The following is a 16918-nucleotide window of genomic DNA, read 5'->3' as shown; positions in this document are numbered from 1 at the left end:
CCAGCCACCGGACGGGCCTCAGCCCCTTGGCAGAGGACGGCTTGCAGCCATGGCAGGGTGTGTGCGCTCACAGCCCGCCGATTGGCGGGACTGGAGATGATGTGTCCCTCGCCGTAGGCCGTCAGAAGCTGGGCGTCCTTTCCTAGCCGATACAGGGCTGAGAACATCTCCTGGGCCTGGGACAGGCGTACAAAGTCACCGTCCCCATGGATCAGAAGCACAGGCGCGGTGATCTGGTCGGCAAAGAAGACCGGGCTGTTGCGGACATATTTGGCGGGGTCATCCCAGGGGGAGACGCCCAGCTGCCCTTGTCCGAGCTCTGACCAGCCATAGTTGGGATTCAGCTCAAGGCCATCACGTGGCAGGACCTCATGATGCGGGTCAAAGGCGCCGCGCATCGAGGTGAGATTGGAGGGGGCGGCCGACGCGACTACGGCGCGAAATCGTGAGCTTTGGGTGGCCGCCATCAAGGCGCTGTAACCCCCGAAACTCTGACCCATGATCCCCAGTCGCGAGGCGTCTACCTCGCCAGTCGCCTGCGCCAGGTCAACGGCCGCAAGGATCTGAGCGGCCAAACCCTCTGCGGGCTCTTGGCCTGGCGCTCGCGGGAGGCTGGGGATGAGCACAGCAAAGCCTCCCGCAGCCAACAGCTCCGGGTTAACGCTGTAGCGGCCAACGCCGCGGCCGATCGGATCTGGAGCGGTAGGGTAGCTCGCTCCGGGATAGGGGATCACCACCATCGGGGGCGCCTCCTCGCCGCAGGCGGAGCGGCGATCGTTCAGCTGTGGGGGAAGGAGCAGCCAATGGGTGATGGCCTCCCCAGCCGGGTCTCGGCCTTGGAGCGGTTTGGCCTCAGCGAACGCGATGTGCGCAAAGTCCTCGTTGAGGCTTACCAGATTGGTCTCCGTGCCGTCAGACCACTGGACTTGCAGGGTCAGGGCCTGGCTCGGCGTGCGTCGAAGCTCCGCCAGACCCACAGCGCTCACCGACCGGGCCAAGACATCAAGCGGCGTGCCGCTGAGGGCGAGGGCTTGGCCTCCCAGGCTCCGCCACTGGGCTTCTTCTAGGTCATGGACACGAAACCAGGGTTCCTGGCGAGGCTGGTTGACCTTGTGCCGATGGGAGAGACCAAGGCCTGAGGAGGTCACGAGGCCGTCCGCCTTGAACAGGCGACGGGGCTGAGCCGCAGGCGAGACCTGGTAGAGCGCGCTACCTGCCCTTACGGAAATCCTGCCCCCCGCACTGGGCCACACCACAGGGTCGGGCGCCTTGGGCAGGTCTGCGGTCAAATTCTGGGGGCCGGACCTGGCCACCATCCACCAGTCGGCCCGTCCGCCCGCGGGCGGTTCGGCGAGGATCATGGGCGTACCCCCAAGCCATGCCCCCCGCGGGATGGCGTAGCCCTCACTCGTGCGATCAATGATCGGACGCAGGCCCGGCAGCGGAACAGGACGCACGCCCTCCCAGGATAAGCGCAGATAGGCTGGGGTCGCGGTCTCGTTCCTGCGACGTTGACCGTAGACGAGCACCTCGCGCCCCTGCGGCGCCCAGGCGATGAGGTGGGTCTCCAGATGGCAGTCAGAGCAGGGGGTGGCGGCGTCGCGGGTCTTGAGATCGATCAGGATCAGGTTGCGTCGGCGCGCAGCGCTGGCGACCCAGAGGGGCTGGTCTGGGGGCGCCTGCAGATCCTCAGCCCAGATCATCACAGCCAGGGACTGGCCGTCAGGGGAGAGCTCTAGATCATAGATGTCCGCCGCCAGAAGGTCGGCCTGCTCTCCTGTCGCGAGGTCGACTTGCACCAGCCGCCCGACCGGCGGCTTAAGGCGCGTGGAGAGATAGCGACCGCTACCAATGATATTGGTGGACGGGGTCCAGCCAGCCTCGGCCCGGGTCCAAAGGGTGGTGAGCGTTCGGCGCATCTCCCCGCCGATCCGTAGACGCAGCGGCGCGGCGTCTTCACTGCGGGCCGCCACCAGAAGCTGCGTCTCAGAGCGCCACACCAGGGTCTGACCCAGTAGACCCAGTTCTGGGCTCAGCCCGAGCCAGGTCACCGCGCCATCCGCGAGGTGAGCGACCCCGACCTCCCAGGAGGGGCCACGCAGGCGCAGGACGGCCAGTTGATCACCGCTGGGGGAGAAGGGGCCCGCCACGAGGCCATCGCCTGGCGCGGGCGCCCCCAACCGTTCAGCCGGGCCAGGATTTAGCCGGTCGAGGCTGAAGATCTGGCTGCGTCGATAGCCGGAATAGACGTCCTGATCGAAGGGGCCTGACTGCGCCTGCGGACCGAGGCGCTCGAATACGAAGTGGCGGCCATTGGGGCTGAACCCCATCTGGCCAAACTCTTCGGCGGACAAAAGATCATCAATGGTGAATGGCCGGCCCCAGGCCTGCGCAGCGATCGCCGCGCAGACAAGGGCCAAGCCCAGGCGGGCCAGACGCATGAGACTGGCCCGTCACCAGCGACGGGTGATCTGCAGGGCGATGGTGCGCCCGAGCGGACTGGCGTTGGCAGGGTCATACCCGACGCCCAAGGGGGAGTCGTAGAAGGGCGGGTCCTCGTTGAAGAGGTTCTGCACCGAAAGGGCCAATTCGACCCCGTCAAGCGCGCCAGATGCGACCGGCGTCCACCGCGCCTGGGCGTCGACAGGGGTCCAGGCCGCGATCTCGGCGCCCGTCTCACTGCGATAGCTGTCCACATAGTTGACGGTGGCGCTGAGCGCTAAGGGGCCCTTCGTCCAGGCGCCGGTGAGCCGGCCACGCAGGTCAACCGGCTGGTTGGCGGTATCGACCAGCTGCACAGGCTGGGCGGTCGGGGTGAAGCGACGGACATAGTCGGCGAGGTAGCTGAGCGAGGCGTCGAGGGTGAATTGATGCGCCTGGACCGCCCAGCTGTAGGTGGCTTGCACATCAAGGCCCCGGACCACGACCTCGCCTGTATTGACGAACCGGGCATCAATCAGGGCGCGGTAGGCCTCTGGGGGAAACAGGCCGATGTTGGATGATGTGGAGATCGCCATCACCGCCTTAACCCGCTCGACGTCTTCTGATCGCGAGGGATCAATTCGGTCGACGAACGGGGCGTAGGCGTTGTTGGTCAGCGCGTTGGGAATGTCGGCCAAGACAGGCTGGCCGATCTGGTCTTGGAAGGCGACATCGAACCAGGTGGCCGAGAGGGTGAGCCCCGACAGGGTCTGCGGCCGGTAATCGAAGCCGAAGCTCCAGGTCACCGCGCTCTCAGGCTCAAGGTCCAGATTGCCGCCGGTCTGCACGAGCGCGAGGGTCTGGCTGGCGCCCGACCCCACCAATACGGGCGAAGCGTTCTGCAGTTGGTAGAGTTCAGGCATGTTCGGCGCCCGGAATGAGGTCCCGTAGCTGCCGCGCAACTGAAGTCCCGGGATGGGCGCCCAAAGCAGGCCGACCTTGGGATTGGTGGTCTGTCCGAAATCGCCGTAGCGTTCCGCCCGGGCCGCCAATGAGAGTTCGAGGCGATCCACCAGCGGAACTTGCTGATCGGCGCTCAGGAGCGGCGCGCGCAATTCAAGGAAGGCCGCCTCGATGGCGCGGCTGAAGGTGGTCCCGCCGCTGCGCACTGGGATCGGGCCAGACACCAGGCTGGTCGTCTGCGGCTTGAAACGCTCCTTGCGCGCCTGAACGCCGATGGCGGCCTTCAAGGGCCCGGCAGGCAGCTCCCAGAGGGGACCGTCGGCCTTGGCGTCGAAGGTCATCACCGCGCTCATGGTCTTGCCGCGGGTGTAGCCTGAGCCGATGTAGCCAAGCACAGCAGGGCCATTGGCCCCGCCGTCGCCAAACGGGTTGAAATATCCGTCAACCGTTGGCGAATAGGCGGTCCGTGGGTCATCGACAATGGCGCCGACGGCTTCGTTGACGAAGTGGCTGTTGATCAGCCGCTCGGTGTTTCGGCGACCAATCTCCAGAGCGCTAGCGCCATAGATGTCAGCCCGCCAGCCTTCGGGAAGGTCGATCTCCAGACCCGCCGACAGACCAATGCTCTCGGCGCGGCCATCGCTCAGGGATGGGCCGAATTCGTCGGAGAAGGCATAGCCCACCGTGTGGGAGCTCGACCCATTGGGGGAGACGAAGAAGGGGTTTCGCTGGTTGACGGTGAAGACTGAAACCGGCGCGGGTCGGGCGATAAGATTGTCGCGCCGATTGTAACGCGCTTCGGCCAGGACCCGGATGCTCGAGTCCAGCTCCTGGGTCAGAGAGACATAGAGATTGTGGCGGGTTTCTTCGGGCAGGGTGTCGCCGCCCTGGCGCTGATTTTGCAGGTTGGGCGCGCCGACGATGAAGTCCTGAGGCCGCAGGGCCGCCCCGCTTTGACCGGGCGGAACAGACCATCCCACCCGGTAGGCGCCAGCTGAAGCGTCAAACACCAGGAGGTTGGCCGGGTGGCTGTAGAAGGTCCGCCGATCCGTGCCGCCGAGGCTGCGGAGATCACTCGTGGCGGTGACATCGCGCTCCTCAGCCCGTAGGCCCCAGCGTCGGCCATACTCATAGGCCGCCACCAGATCACCGCTGTCCCAGGAGAGGCCGTGGGCGTGGCTGGCCTGCAGCTCTTCGCCGCCGCCCTCGGTGGCGAGGCCAAGACGCATCCGGCTTTCCGGGGCGTCCAGGCGGCGTTTCAGATGGACGTTGACGACGCCGCCAATAGCGTCGGAGCCGTAGAGGGCCGAGGCGCCGTCTAGGAGCACATCGACTCTGTCGACTACGGCGGTCGGCAGGGCCGAAACGTCGGCGAAGTCACCCTTGGTGCCAACACCGCCCATGCGGCGTCCATTGACCAATACGAGGGTCGCCGAAGCGCCCAGGCCCCGCAGATTGATGCCGGTTGCGGCAAGGTCGTTGGTGCTGCGTCCATCAGAGCCGATGAGGGCGCTCGTTGGCGACCCGGAGCCGCTGAAGTTCTGCGGCAAGGCGGCCAGGGCGTCGCCAAGCGTCCCGTGACCAGCCTTGTCGATGTCGCCGCGGTCGAACTGAAGGAGCGGCGAGGTCGGCGGCTCGCCCCCGCGGATGAGGCTGCCGGTGATGATCAATTCCTCGATCATCGGCGGGGCCGCCCGTTCAGGCCCCGGAGTCGTCGCGACGCGCGCGATGGCTGGCGAGGTCGCGACGACCATTGCCGCCGGTTCGGTCCGGGCGCGGTCCGGGCGCTTAATCACATAGACTCCAGGCGCGCTCTCCCGGGCCGTCAGGCCTGAGCCGGCTAAGAGATGCTGCAGCGCTGCGCGGGGCTCCAGAGGGCGGTTCAGGCCCGGGCTGGTCTGGCCGGCCACAGCGGCGGGCTCGTAGAGGATTTGTTGTCCGGATTGCTCAGCATAGGCCTCGAGGGCCGACGCCAGCGCCCCAGAGGGGACTTGGAAGGCGGCCGCCACGCTCGGCGTCAGGCCAGCTGAAAGCGCACAAAGTGCGGCTACGGCGAAGAAACGGGACTTTAGGTTCGACACTTAGTTACCCCTCCAGAACCCCAAAGCTCGGCGCCGGCCATCAAGGCGGCTGTCGTCGGCTTTGGGCCTATGGGGAGAGACGGCGTGGAGGCCTGGGCGCCCTAACGGGCTATAGAAAAAAAGTTGGAACAGGGTGCGCGCTCACTCAGCGGCCGGCGCGCAGGAGGATGTGTTTGTCGTCCCGTGCGGCGACCTCCAAGTCAAAAAGATCGGATATGGCGGCGACGAAGGCCTCGGAGTCGCCGGTATCGAAGACGCCGCTCACCGGGGCTTGCCCCAGGGCGGGATCGGCCAGCTGGATCTGCGCTGGATTGTACCGATTGACCTCGGCCAGCGCCGCCTCGAGGGGCTGACTGCGAAACACAAGGCGTCCAATGGTCCACGAGGTGACCACGTTGAGATCAGCCTCCTGAACTCTGGAGACCGCGCCCTGGTCACTCACTTGAATTTGCTGGCCTGGATTTAGGTCCCAGCTCTGGTCGGCCTTGCTGACGCGCACACGACCTTCAGCCAAGGTCACGATGGACAGATCGTGGGTTCGGCGGATGTCGAACGCCGTCCCCAGGGCTTGGATCTCGGTTGAGCCGGCCTGTACGCGGAATGGGCGGCTGGGGTCTCGGGCGACGTCGAAGTAGGCGCGGCCCTCTTCAAGCCTCACCTGCCGGACGCTGTTGCGGTACCGCACCCGGATGCGGCTTTGGGTGTCGATGTTGACCCGTGAACCGTCGGCTAGGCGGACGACCCGCTGCTCGCCAATCCCTGTGTCGTAGACCCGGCCCACGAGGAAGGGCCACGCCGCAGCCAGTCCAGCAGAGAGGGCGATCACAAGGGCGACAGCCGCTAGGCTCCGACCGCCCGGCTTGGGTAGTGGCCCTGATGGCGCGCGGGACTTGCGGTCGAGCGCGTCCTTTGCGGCCTGGGCGATGTCCTCGTCGTGCTTGAGCTTACCGGCTCGGACCCAGAACGCCTCAATATCGGCATAGGCGCCCGCATGACGCTCGTCGCGGCGCCATTCTCGAAAGGCGCGCAGGGTGTCGGTGGTGATGGTGGTGTTGTTCAGACGCGCATACCAGCCCGCCGCCTCGTCACGGATGCGCTTCTCATCCTGGGCTGTGTCAGACATGGGTCACTCACTGGCCCTGCGCCAACGGGCGCTTTGGGACGGTTCACCTTTACGCCCTGTGGCCGACGCATCAGGCCCAACCTGTGCGATCACCCGCAGCACGGGCGCCACTTATAGCCCGCAGCGGGTCGCGAGGCGAGGGCCGCGCCCACCCACGGCCCGAAGAAAGTGTATAAAAAATACATCAACAATTGATAGCTCTGTATTTTACGTGTCATATGGGTTTTATGGAAACGCGAGAGCCCTCAGAGCGCCGCCCGGGGCGCGACTCCCTTCAGGTAGAAGTCGGCGGCTGGTTTAGGGCCCATGCGACGGGGCTCGGGGTCCTGGCGATCCCTGTCATCCTCCTGCTGTTGGCTGTGATCCTGATCGGTGTCTGATGTCAGGTCTGGGGCCGGCTCAATGCATAGGCGTTGCGCTGAATCGCGTCCCGGTCGGCGTCGTTGACTGGTCTCCGTAACCTTACGGAGTGACATTCACCGGCCTTGCAAGGCGTCCGGGAACACGGGACATTCAGCGGGTGAAAACAGGCCTCGATCATCTGCCGGACGCCAAGCGGCGCGAGCTTTCTCGTGTCGTGGAGATCCTTTTCGCCGAGTTCGAGGACGCCCTGAAGGGCAAGAACGCCCCGCACCGCAAGCAGGGCCGGATCCTAAAGGTGATCCTGTTTGGCTCCTATGCCCGGGGCGACTGGGTGGACGATCCGGTCGGCGGCTACACGTCGGACTACGATCTCCTGGTGGTGGTGAACCATGAGGAGCTCACCGAGACCCTGGAGTACTGGGCCAGGGCCGAGGACCACCTGGTGCGGGACTACAACCTCACCCATCAGTTGACCGCGCCGGCCAATTTCATCGTCCATTCCCTCTGCGACGTGAACAAGCGCCTGAAGAAGGGCCGCCCCTTCTTCGTCGACATCGTCCGCGATGGGATCGCCCTCTATGAGGCGCCAGACCAGCCGTTTGAGCATCCGCAGGCCCTATCGCCCGCCGAGGCGTTGAAGGAAGCAGACGAACATTTCGCGCACTGGGTTGGCAGCGTGAGCGAGTTCTTCGGGACCGCGAGGTACGCGATCGAGCAAGGCTGGAACAACAAGGCAGCGTTCGATCTGCATCAGACGACGGAACGCCTCTACCACTGCGTCCTGCTGGTCCAGACCCTCTATAGCCCCAAGTCTCACAAGTTGAACTTCCTGCGCTCGCAGGCCGAACGTCTGGCGCCGGAGCTGATTGAGGCTTGGCCGAGGGACACAAAGGTTCAGCAGCGGTGCTTTGAGCTGTTGCGCCGCGCCTATGTGGATGCTCGCTACTCCCCGCATTACAAGATCAGCCCCGAGGAACTGGCTTGGCTCTCTGAGCGGATCGGGGTGCTTGAGAGCCTTGTAAAACAGGTTTGCGAGACCCGTCTGACGGCGATGCGCGCACGGGTGGCGGAAGTCACTGGCTAGGGCCGAGGTCCGCCATTGTTCGCTTGAGCGCGCGGATCGCGAACCCTACAACCTGAGATGTCGGGCGCCGTGACGCAGGAAGCGGTCCTTGAGCCGGGGGACAGGACGCACGCGTCCTGTCGGCGACGGATCGCCACCAGATAGCGGGCCTCTGGCACAGAGGTTTCCAACGCCCGGCCCCCATTTGCGCGCACGTTCTGCTTGCGCCGCGACTCACGATGATCGAAGATTCCCTGCTGGCGCGATAGCGTCGGCAGGGGCGTGGAAACCCCTGTGCAAGGACAGTACGACGCCGGCGCAGGCTTGCCTGTGCCGCGGCGGCGCCTCCCATGCATGGCCGCGGTGATTGACGCCCTTCCACAGGGAGGTGCGCCATGGGCGACGATCGTGATGAGGTTCGGCAAGGGGAGGGCAAGGCGCTCGAGGCGCTTTACCGCCGCTATGCAAGCTGGCTGCGCCGGGCGTTGAGGCGCCGTTTCGGATCAGAAGCCGCCGATGACCTGGTGCAGGACACCTATCTGAAGCTCGCGCAGTCTCGTCAGGCCGAGCGCATCGAGCACCCCAAGGCCCTGCTTTACCGGATCGCTGTGAACACCGGCGTTGATCAACTGCGCTATTCCCAGCGGCGGTCGAGCGGTGGTCTCGCCATGGCGTCTACCGACCCCCAGGAGGGGGCTGGCCAGGATGAGCTCCTGATCCTCAAGGAGGTGGTGCTGGGGCTCCCCCTAATCCTGCGCGAGGTTTTCATCCTCAGCCGTTTCGCCGGGCTAACCTATGGCGAGATCGCCCAGCGGCTTGGCATCTCTGTGAAAACCGTCGAATGGCGCATGTCGCGGGCCATCGCCCTTTGCATGGCGAGGCTTGAGGAGCGCTAGGCGACCAGACGGATGGGCCCACTCAGCGCTACGGCGCGCGGGGAGCACATGGACGGACGGGCGCCGCCAGACTGCGATGGATCGCGCCCGCAAAACCCTCTGGGCTACTTGCAGAATTTTCCCTGGAAGGCGGCTGGAACTCCGCCCGGGGAGATGGGGTGCATCCCGGAGGGGGTGGGGTCCTGCACCCCGGTCAGTGCGGCGCCATCGGCGCTGTAGGCGATAAAATCGGCATGCTGGTAAGTGCTGGCCGCGCAGTCGATCGTCATTTTCACTGTGTAATAGCTCATCGACCTGCCGCCTGAGATCGCTGTCGGCATGGCGTAGCTGATCTTCTCCAAGAAGGTGACCATACCGTTCTCGTGTTTCACCGAGAGCGGGTTGAAGCAGGCCGTCAGGCCGTCGCCAGATCCCAGCTCCTCCCAAAGGTAGCTAGACTGCGCATTGGCTGAGCCTGATATCGCCGCGGCGACCATGGTGGCGGGAAGCAAAAGCGCGGCGATCTTCACACCCATCTCCCTGTTGCAAGCGGCCGTATGGCAAGACCTCTCATGGTCAAGCTTACACCTGATAGGCGCTTCGTCTACCCGCTTGGCGCCGCGTTCGCGCACAGCCGCGGCCGTGCGCAACTCTGGGGCTGGCCGGCGAGATGGGCCCCGGCGCCGAGGCATCTGAGCCTGCTCAGCACGACTGGCTCTTCTGCCCCCTCCAGACCTTCGCCAACCCCTCTGACACCAGGAGGTGGCCTGCATCGACACCATCTATTCTGACATCTCGGAGCAGGCGGTCGTAGCGGTCGCGATCGCGCTCTCCAGGACGGGCCAAATACTCGATGCGCTCAGCGCCTTTGATGAGCTCAGTGAGCCGGGCCTTGGCGGCGAACGCCAATTCAATCTCCCGGTCGCATCCTGCCCGCGGGGGCATTTCAGGGGCGTCAATTCCCACTAGCCTGACACGATCGCCAGACGGCGTTCGCAGGGTGTCGCCGTCGATGACATAGGGGGCCTGACCGGGCCCGAGCCCTTCAGGGTCGGCCAAGCCAGAAGGCTTGGCGGCCACCACCTCCAGGAAGACAGCGACGATGACCAGGATGAAGATCGCCAAGCCGCCAAACCGGGTGGATGTCATGGCAGTATCTTCCGGCGCTGCCCCATAGGCCGCCGCGGCGCCTCACTGCGCGTATTCGGGAGAGCGGTTTCCATCACCGCACCCAGGGAATGCGCGCGGCGAGCGTCACGCCCGTCACATCCATCTGGCATGTGAAGACCATCACCTCCACGCCAAAGTCGGCCGCCCGCTCCAGACCCTGGGCGAACTTGGGATCCAGATCATGGCAGGCGCTGAACGCCGTGCAGTCGGTCCGCTGCACAACGAAGAGAACGACCGCACGGTCACCAGCCGTCACCATGGTTTCGAGTTCTTGCAAGTGTTTGGTTGAACGCGCTGCCACACAGTCGGGGAATTCCGCCAATCCCGGTCGCCTCATCAGGTGACAGTTCTTCACCTCCAACCAGGTCCGCTGAGGAGCTGCTGGCTGGATCTCGGCGGGCCCATCATCCAGGCTGGAAGGCGCGCGGCCTTCCAGCAAGAAGTCGATCCGGCTTGCTGCGCCGTACTTCACTTCGCGACGACAAAGGCCGTAGTCCTTCAGCTCTGTGATGGCGCCGGAGGCCAAGGCCTCGGCGACGATCCTGTTGGGGTGCATGGTGTTCACACCCACCAGACCGCCGTCGATCTCTACAAGTTCCAGCGTGTGGGCCAACTTGCGCTTTGGGTCTGGTGAGACTGAGACCCAGACCGGCAAACCAGGGGTGTTCAGCCCGAGCATGGCGCCGGGGTTGGGGCAGTGAGCTGTGATGGTGCGGCCGTCATCCAGCTCGATATCGGCCAAGAAGCGCTTGTACCGCGCCACCAGGTTTCCGCGCTGAAGTGGGGAGACGAAGTCCATGGTGGTTTAGCTGTCCCCGAGGTTGGGAATAATCAATGTCCGCGTCACCTGGCGAGGGACCAGCTCCACGACGAACGCCATTCCGTGCAAGCCGTAACCTTACCGATACCCGTGATGAGGACTGGCGAGAAAGGTGGGGCTGTGGGAGCGCCTTTAGGCGGCCTGCGACGAACGACCCATACCGACGACGTGGCGTTTTGCACCGTCACCCTTCTGTGAGGGCAACAAGTGTCAGCATCAAAGACCCGCGCAAAAGTCACGGTGGCGTTCTCGCGGAGTGAATACCAGAAGATACAGCCCATGGCCCGTCGGGCGGGCCTTTCGATCAGCATGTGGGTCGGGGCTGTTGTGAGAGCTAAAGTATGGGCTAGGCCAACTCTTGGCGCCCCAAACGACATCGTTCTTGCCGATGCTCTGACCGAACTGCGTCGCATCGCCATCGCACTCACACACATAGCGCAGCATCCGCAACCGGCCGAGGGGGACATGTACGGGCGGATCGAGGTGTTCGCGATCGAAGTCCGCGCCGCAGTTCGAAGTCTGCGCCGCGTTCTCAACGGCAATCTCGAAGAGCTTCGCCATGACGACTCTTGAATTCCATCCTCCGAAGGGCTTTCAGGACGGCCTAGTCGAACGGCTTGAAAACCGGCGTACGCCCGCCGAAATCTTGAGCGCTCGGGCCCCGCTGCGACCCGACCAGCGCGCCGCCTTGTGGCGATTGCTCGCCAACGCTCCACAGGCTGTCGTTGTTGTTCCGCCAGCCTTGAAAACGCCCCCGCACCTGCGTGACCATCTGAACTACATCACCCGTGCTGGGGCCCTCACTCTCCGCGATGAGTCGGACCTGCCCCTCAAGGGCGCCAAACAGATCGATGAGATGATTGAAGATTGGCGCTGCGCCGACCGCCTCGACAGCCGTCGACGGATCAACTCGCCGATTGCGCGCCAATTTGTACTCGGTGGCCCACCGGGAGCGTCGCCGCAGTCTGTCGAGGCTGCGGCCGCTCTTCACCTTGGCCGCCTACACGGGCCTGGCCACCCCTTTGTTCGGGTGACACACACGGACACCAACCACCCACATGTTCATGCAGTTGTCCGCGTCCTGGGCCGGGATCGCCGCAGACTGACCCTCTATCACCAAGACTTGGCGATCTATCGCGAGAGCTATGCGAGGGCCTTGCGTGACGTGGGCGTCGACGCGGACGCCTCCCCCCGATGGATGCGCGGTCGACCGGGCAGGGGACCAACTGCTGGCCACTGGCGATCAAGGGCCCACTTTGTTGAGCACGGCGGCAATGCGCCACGGTGGATGGAAGCCCAGTATCTGTATGCCGCGCAGTTCGCATTCAGAGCTGATCTGCCGGCCGATGATCGGGAGCTCAAAGTCCTGGCCAGTCAGGGCCGGCTTCGGCGGAGCTTTCTAGACCTCGCCTCACGGTTGGCTAAATCGCCTGAGGATGCCGATCGCCAGCTGGGGCTCGCGATCGTGGACCATGTGCGCGCCCTGCCACCGCCCGAAACCGAGCGGATGCAGCTCAGCCGTCAGATGCGGACTACGCATAGGGGCGCTGAGCGCAGCGATAGAGCGGTTGCGCCGACTTCTCCCGCCCACGAGCGGCGTCGCTAGCGGACATGCGCGGCGAGGTGACGACCAGGCTCATCTCTGCCGGTCCTGCGGCTTTCGAAGCCGTTCGATAGATAGCGGGGCGTGAAGCGGATCGACTTGGCGTCCTGGAGTGCGCAATTGCTCGAGCCGAGCCTGCGCCTGGCTCAAGAGCCGGTCCCGGATTTCAGGGCTGGCCACTCGCGCCGCGGCGAGGGTCTCGATGACCCGCAAGGGCGCCCAGGCTCGCTGCCCCTCCTCATGGACCGGGCGACCAGGCGCAGGGCGAGCTGGCGCGACCTCTTGGGGATGAGTCGCCAGCCTAGTCCGCTTAGCCAGGTGCTCTTCGAGCAGCTTCTGGTCTCTGATGCTCGGGGTGTAACCGCGGACCTGAAGACCCAAGGCGCTCGCCGCCATCCAGACTTCCCGTCGGAAGGTTAGATCTCCATGGACCTCAATTGTCGTCCAGCGCCGCCTATGGGCGATCGCAACGATGTCGGCGCTGGTCTGCTGATCTCCTCGGTCTGTTCGCAAGACGCGGCCATAATCTCGGATGACTGGGTGATAGGTTGTGCGGTTCGGATAAAACCCGACGCCAGGTCCACCTCGGCCATCAACATAGTACCGGCTCAACAGGTCGGGCGGCACATCGGCGCGAACCGCCTCGAGGGCGCGGCTGATCGCGACCACAATATTAGGCGCCTTAGTCGCGGCCATGGGCCCGGCGCGGGGTACGGCCATAGGCTTGATCGAGATATTTGAGGCTCCAACGACGCCACGTCTCCTCATCGGCGTGGCTCGGCGGCGGCGGATCGTAGCCGCCTTCGCTCAGCGCATCGCAAATGTCTTCAATCTCATCGCGTCCTGAGTCTCCGAGGGTTTCATCAGGCTCCTCAATTGCAGCTGAGGCCTGGCCCTTTGCAATTGGCGGAACGATGGGCGGGGGTAGCACGCGGCTGAGAAAAGCCTGCTCGCGCCAGTAAACCACCTTCTTGGCCCGAATGGGCGCGACCCCGCCCCGCAGCACCAGCATGTCGGCCTGAGACATGAGAAGCAGTTCCTGCGGCAGCATCAACGGACGGCGCTGTGAGGACTCGCTCAGGCTCCGACGGCCGCTTGATAGGCCTGCCGGGCGGCTCCGGGTTCTGGTGGTGAGGCCGTATTGGCCGAGACGCTCACTTAAGTTCCGCGCCACCTGGATGTCCTTGGGCGTGAAGATGACCTCCGCGCCGCAGTTGGCGATGATCTCCTCGGCTAGGTCGGAACCATAGAGGCCGCGAAGCTGGGCGGTGCTCTGCAGAACGGGCATGAGCCGCAGGCCGTACCCCGCGGCATAGGAAAAGGCGTGCGCCAGAACCTTGGCGGGCCCTAGCCTTGCGAATTCATCGAGAATGACAAGGACCTGATAGGGCTCATCACCCTGCGGCGGCTGGCGGGTGTTCAGGTCTACGAGCTGTTGAAAGAACAGATTGTAGAGCGGGGCGAGGCGCGAAAGGTTGTCTGGCGAGGCCCCCAGATAGATGGACATTCGGCGGCGCCGCAGGTCCTCCAGCTGAAAATCGCTGACCTCCGTCGCAGCGCAAACCTGCGGGTGGATCCAGAGTCCCATCTTGGCGGTGATGGTTTGCTTGATTGAGGCGAAGGTATTGTCTGAGGCCGAGCAGAAGTCCGCCAGGGCTTGGGCGCAGCTCGGCCAAACCGGGTTTCCGCTGTCGGCGCGGGCTTGCACGGTCGCGGGCAATCGCCGGCGAGGATCGCCCCGGGTCAACTCCGCATAGATGCTGCCAAGGCTGAAAGTCTGCTCCTGCAGTTGCGCCACAAGGGCGCCTACGCCGATGAACCCCGTTCGCGCGGCCTCGGCCCAGAAGGGGTCGGCATTGTCGGGGGTCGGAAAGAGCATGCCTGCGATCTTTTGCAGTTCATCGATCACCCGGAAGGGATCGTGGCGCGGCACATGTCCCAAGGGGTTGAACCTGGCGGTGCGACCTTCGGGGTCAAACGGATCAAACAGGATGACCTGTTGAGCGGCTGCGGCGCGAAAACCCGCGCTCGCGCGCCAGTTCTCTCGCTTGACGTCCAGCACCACAGTCGAGTCTGGCCAATTGAGCAGATTGGGGATCACCACGCCGACGCCCTTTCCCGATCGGGTCGGCGCGGCCAGAAGGACGTGTTCTTCGCCGCCAAACACCAACAGCCGACCTGCGCGACGCCCAAGGATGATCCCTGTTGGGTGGCGCAGGCCTGCGGCGGCGACTTCAGCTTCGCTGGCCCATCTCGCGGCGCCATGCAGCGGCGTGGACTTCCGCAGCATCGCGAAGGTGAAGAGGCTGAACACGGCGAAGGCGGCCAGCAGGCCGATGCCAAACCATTGGCGCAGCTGCGGGTCGGCCCTGAAGTGCCACGCCCAGACCACGACATCGGAGGGGTCGAGGGAGGGGGTCAGCCGCCTTAAACCCGCCAAGGCGATAATGAGCGCGCACCCAATCATCAGCAGCGCGGCTGTGATGAGACTAAGGACGATCAGTGCGGCCTTAGCCGGGAAGGGGAGGTGTGTGATCGGGCTCATACCAGACCTCAGTCATCCGAAACGTCCCATCAACCCGACGCAGCTGCACCACCACATCAATCAGCCGCCGTAGCAGCCGGCTCACATCGCCACTGGTCATATGACGACCGGCGGCAGATTCGCGCACAAGCAGGCCAAGCTGTTCGAACGCCAGTTCGGCGCTGTCGGCGTGAATGGTGGTGATCGAGCCTGGATGGCCGGTATTGACGTTGCGCAGGTAGAGGAACGCCGCCTCGTCACGCAGCTCCTGCATCAGGATGCGGTCGGGCCGCATCCGCAAGGCGCTCTCCAGGAGGTCCTTGGGTCCGATCTGGGCCAAGCTTTGCCCATCCTTCGCATAGAGAAGATGGACGACGTTGCGATGCGGCGGCGTGAGCTCGCGCGTATCTTCGATGGTGACGAGCCGCTCGTGCGGGGGAACCTGCTCAATCAATGCCTTGGCCAGGGTAGTCTTTCCAGAGCCGGTGGCGCCTGAGATCAGGACGTTTCTGCGAGTTTGGACCGCCATCGCCAGAAACGCGGGCCAGTCGCGAGCGTCCCTCAGCGACGATAGGCGGTGGCCGATATCAGGCCGCGTAAGTCGGGGGGCGTCGACCAGCTCGAACAACCCGCGACGCTCCAGGGACTTCAGCGTCATCCGCCGGCGAGAGGGCCTGCGCAGCGTCAGGGAGACCTGGCTTGCCGCAGGGGGCAGAACCACTTGGCATCGGACGCCGCCTGGCAGTGTGGTCGAACAAATGGGATTGGCCTCATCCACATTCTGACCGGAGTTCGCCGCAGCCAGGTGCGCCAGGGTCGACAACCAAGTCGCCGACAACTGCGGCTCCAGGCGCCAACGCCAGCGGCCGCCTTCCTCAATGGCCAGTTCTCCTGGCCGATTGACCACTAGGTCTGTGACGCCCGGTCGGTTGAGCCAATCTTGGAGGGGCTCCATGTAGCGGCGCAGCACAATGTCTTGAGCCACCATGATCACCGCCGCCGCAGGTCATAGACCCCGGAAAAGTCGAGGTCCTGGGTGACGAAGATGGAGACCTCCAGACCTTGCGGCACCACCAGTCGGGGAGGCAGATCGATCGAGGTTTCCAAGGCCAGCGTAGGGGCCTGTGAAGGCGTAACCCACACCTGCCCTTCCTGGGGTCGGCTGGTCGCGTGCGCCTGATCAACGAGCGACAGCAGCACCGCCCCGCCGAACCTTGACCAGAAGCGCGTATCGAGCTTGCCGGCTAGGCCAGATCGCCCCAGGGCGTCGGCCGCTGGGGCGTCGAGGACGATGCTGACGCCCGCTGGTGTGACCGCGCGAAGCCACTGCACGAGCAGTCGTTGGTCGCCGCGGGCGAGGCCGGCGTCATAGCGGCCCAGGACCCGTGTGCCTTTCTCCAGAAGGACCGTTGCGCCATTGTCGGAATAGACGTCGCTGGGAAGCAGGCAGGTCGCATGACCTGGCCGGCTGGAATCCAACGCCGTCTGCAGCAGGCAAGGGATGATCGCGCCGGCAAGCAGTCTGAAATTGCGATCCCCAACCTGATCTGCCCGAACCGTGGTGATCGTGTCTGCCCCACTCTGCACCCTCGCTCGCGCCACGGCGGGCGCGTCGGCGGAGGATGCCGCTGGCGAACCACGCGCCTCAGTCTTGAGCGTTGGGGCGCGGCTGTAGACCACGAGCGGGCCCGAGGGCGGGGACTCAGGCGTCTCAGCGTGAGGCTGGGGCGCACTCGAGGTGGGTTGCTCGGCGTGATCTGAGAAATCGGGGTCCGGTGCGCTGACCTCCACTTCTGAGAGATGGGGCGCGTCTGGCCCAGGTTCGGCAAGGGTAGGTCGGCTGGGGCCAGCCTCAAATCGAACCACCTGCTTGGCGGGTCCCGCCGACTTTAGTGGTGAGGGCGGTGCGCCG

The 16918-nt window shown here is 64.8% G+C and carries 13 protein-coding genes and 1 pseudogene; 4 read left to right on the top strand and 10 right to left on the bottom strand.

Features of this window, described 5'->3' with window-relative positions:
* Nucleotides 1-44: 44 nt before the first annotated feature.
* The 3 genes and pseudogenes from Q8K84_RS17440 to Q8K84_RS13600 all read right to left on the bottom strand — a co-directional run.
* A pseudogene (locus tag Q8K84_RS17440) lies at nt 45-740 on the bottom strand (alpha/beta hydrolase family protein); the annotation flags it as partial.
* Nucleotides 741-2453: 1713 nt separating this feature from the next.
* Entirely contained in the window at nt 2454-5465 is a 3012-nt protein-coding gene (locus tag Q8K84_RS13605; RefSeq protein ID WP_305283234.1) for a TonB-dependent receptor, read from the bottom strand.
* A gap of 145 nt (nt 5466-5610) precedes the next feature.
* Entirely contained in the window at nt 5611-6588 is a 978-nt protein-coding gene (locus tag Q8K84_RS13600) for a FecR family protein (RefSeq protein ID WP_305283233.1), read from the bottom strand.
* A gap of 520 nt (nt 6589-7108) precedes the next feature.
* On the opposite strand from Q8K84_RS13600, the gene Q8K84_RS13595 reads away from it, so the two are divergent.
* Both Q8K84_RS13595 and Q8K84_RS13590 read left to right on the top strand, forming a co-directional pair.
* On the top strand, nt 7109-8035 hold the full coding sequence (locus tag Q8K84_RS13595; RefSeq protein WP_305283232.1) for a HEPN domain-containing protein: 927 nt from the start codon (nt 7109-7111) through the stop codon (nt 8033-8035).
* Between the two features lie 374 nt (nt 8036-8409).
* Nucleotides 8410-8910, top strand: a complete 501-nt coding sequence (locus Q8K84_RS13590; RefSeq protein WP_305283231.1) for an RNA polymerase sigma factor — start codon at nt 8410-8412, stop codon at nt 8908-8910.
* Between the two features lie 104 nt (nt 8911-9014).
* On the opposite strand, the gene Q8K84_RS13585 is transcribed toward Q8K84_RS13590, so the two are convergent.
* The 3 genes from Q8K84_RS13585 to sfsA all read right to left on the bottom strand — a co-directional run bounded on the left by Q8K84_RS13585 (nt 9015) and on the right by sfsA (nt 10858).
* The gene (locus tag Q8K84_RS13585; RefSeq protein WP_305283230.1) at nt 9015-9419 is read right to left on the bottom strand and encodes a surface-adhesin E family protein; all 405 of its coding nucleotides are present in this window, start codon (nt 9417-9419) and stop codon (nt 9015-9017) included.
* Between the two features lie 172 nt (nt 9420-9591).
* The gene (locus tag Q8K84_RS13580) at nt 9592-10038 is read right to left on the bottom strand and encodes a thermonuclease family protein (RefSeq protein ID WP_305283229.1); all 447 of its coding nucleotides are present in this window, start codon (nt 10036-10038) and stop codon (nt 9592-9594) included.
* A 73-nt stretch (nt 10039-10111) separates the two neighbouring features.
* Nucleotides 10112-10858, bottom strand: a complete 747-nt coding sequence (sfsA, locus tag Q8K84_RS13575) for a DNA/RNA nuclease SfsA (protein WP_305283228.1) — start codon at nt 10856-10858, stop codon at nt 10112-10114.
* Nucleotides 10859-11158: 300 nt separating this feature from the next.
* On the opposite strand from sfsA, the gene Q8K84_RS17435 reads away from it, so the two are divergent.
* Both Q8K84_RS17435 and Q8K84_RS13565 read left to right on the top strand, forming a co-directional pair.
* A complete protein-coding gene (locus tag Q8K84_RS17435) occupies nt 11159-11452 on the top strand; it encodes a hypothetical protein (protein WP_370867868.1) in 294 nt (97 codons plus the stop codon).
* Nucleotides 11439-12485, top strand: a complete 1047-nt coding sequence (locus Q8K84_RS13565) for a hypothetical protein (RefSeq protein ID WP_305283226.1) — start codon at nt 11439-11441, stop codon at nt 12483-12485. Before Q8K84_RS17435 ends, Q8K84_RS13565 begins: the two co-directional genes overlap by 14 nt.
* A gap of 30 nt (nt 12486-12515) precedes the next feature.
* On the opposite strand, the gene Q8K84_RS17430 is transcribed toward Q8K84_RS13565, so the two are convergent.
* The 4 genes from Q8K84_RS17430 to Q8K84_RS13550 are packed head-to-tail and all read right to left on the bottom strand — an operon-like array spanning nt 12516 to nt 16593.
* Nucleotides 12516-13178: an LPD7 domain-containing protein gene (locus Q8K84_RS17430; RefSeq protein WP_370867875.1), complete on the bottom strand. Its 663-nt coding sequence runs from the start codon at nt 13176-13178 to the stop codon at nt 12516-12518.
* Nucleotides 13165-15027: a type IV secretory system conjugative DNA transfer family protein gene (locus Q8K84_RS13560; RefSeq protein ID WP_305283225.1), complete on the bottom strand. Its 1863-nt coding sequence runs from the start codon at nt 15025-15027 to the stop codon at nt 13165-13167. The genes Q8K84_RS17430 and Q8K84_RS13560 overlap by 14 nt, the downstream gene beginning before the upstream one ends.
* A complete protein-coding gene (gene virB11, locus Q8K84_RS13555) occupies nt 14993-15961 on the bottom strand; it encodes a P-type DNA transfer ATPase VirB11 (RefSeq protein WP_305283559.1) in 969 nt (322 codons plus the stop codon). The genes Q8K84_RS13560 and virB11 overlap by 35 nt, the downstream gene beginning before the upstream one ends.
* 35 nt (nt 15962-15996) lie before the next feature.
* Nucleotides 15997-16593 carry a TrbI/VirB10 family protein gene (locus Q8K84_RS13550; RefSeq protein ID WP_305283224.1) on the bottom strand — a complete coding sequence of 199 codons (597 nt, stop codon included), beginning with the start codon at nt 16591-16593 and terminating at the stop codon, nt 15997-15999.
* Between the last annotated feature and the right edge of the window lie 325 nt (nt 16594-16918).

The sequence above is a fragment of the Phenylobacterium sp. genome (assembly GCF_030679875.1).
Classification (GTDB): Bacteria; Pseudomonadota; Alphaproteobacteria; order Caulobacterales; family Caulobacteraceae; genus Phenylobacterium.
This window is presented reverse-complemented; position numbering and strand designations above follow the sequence as displayed.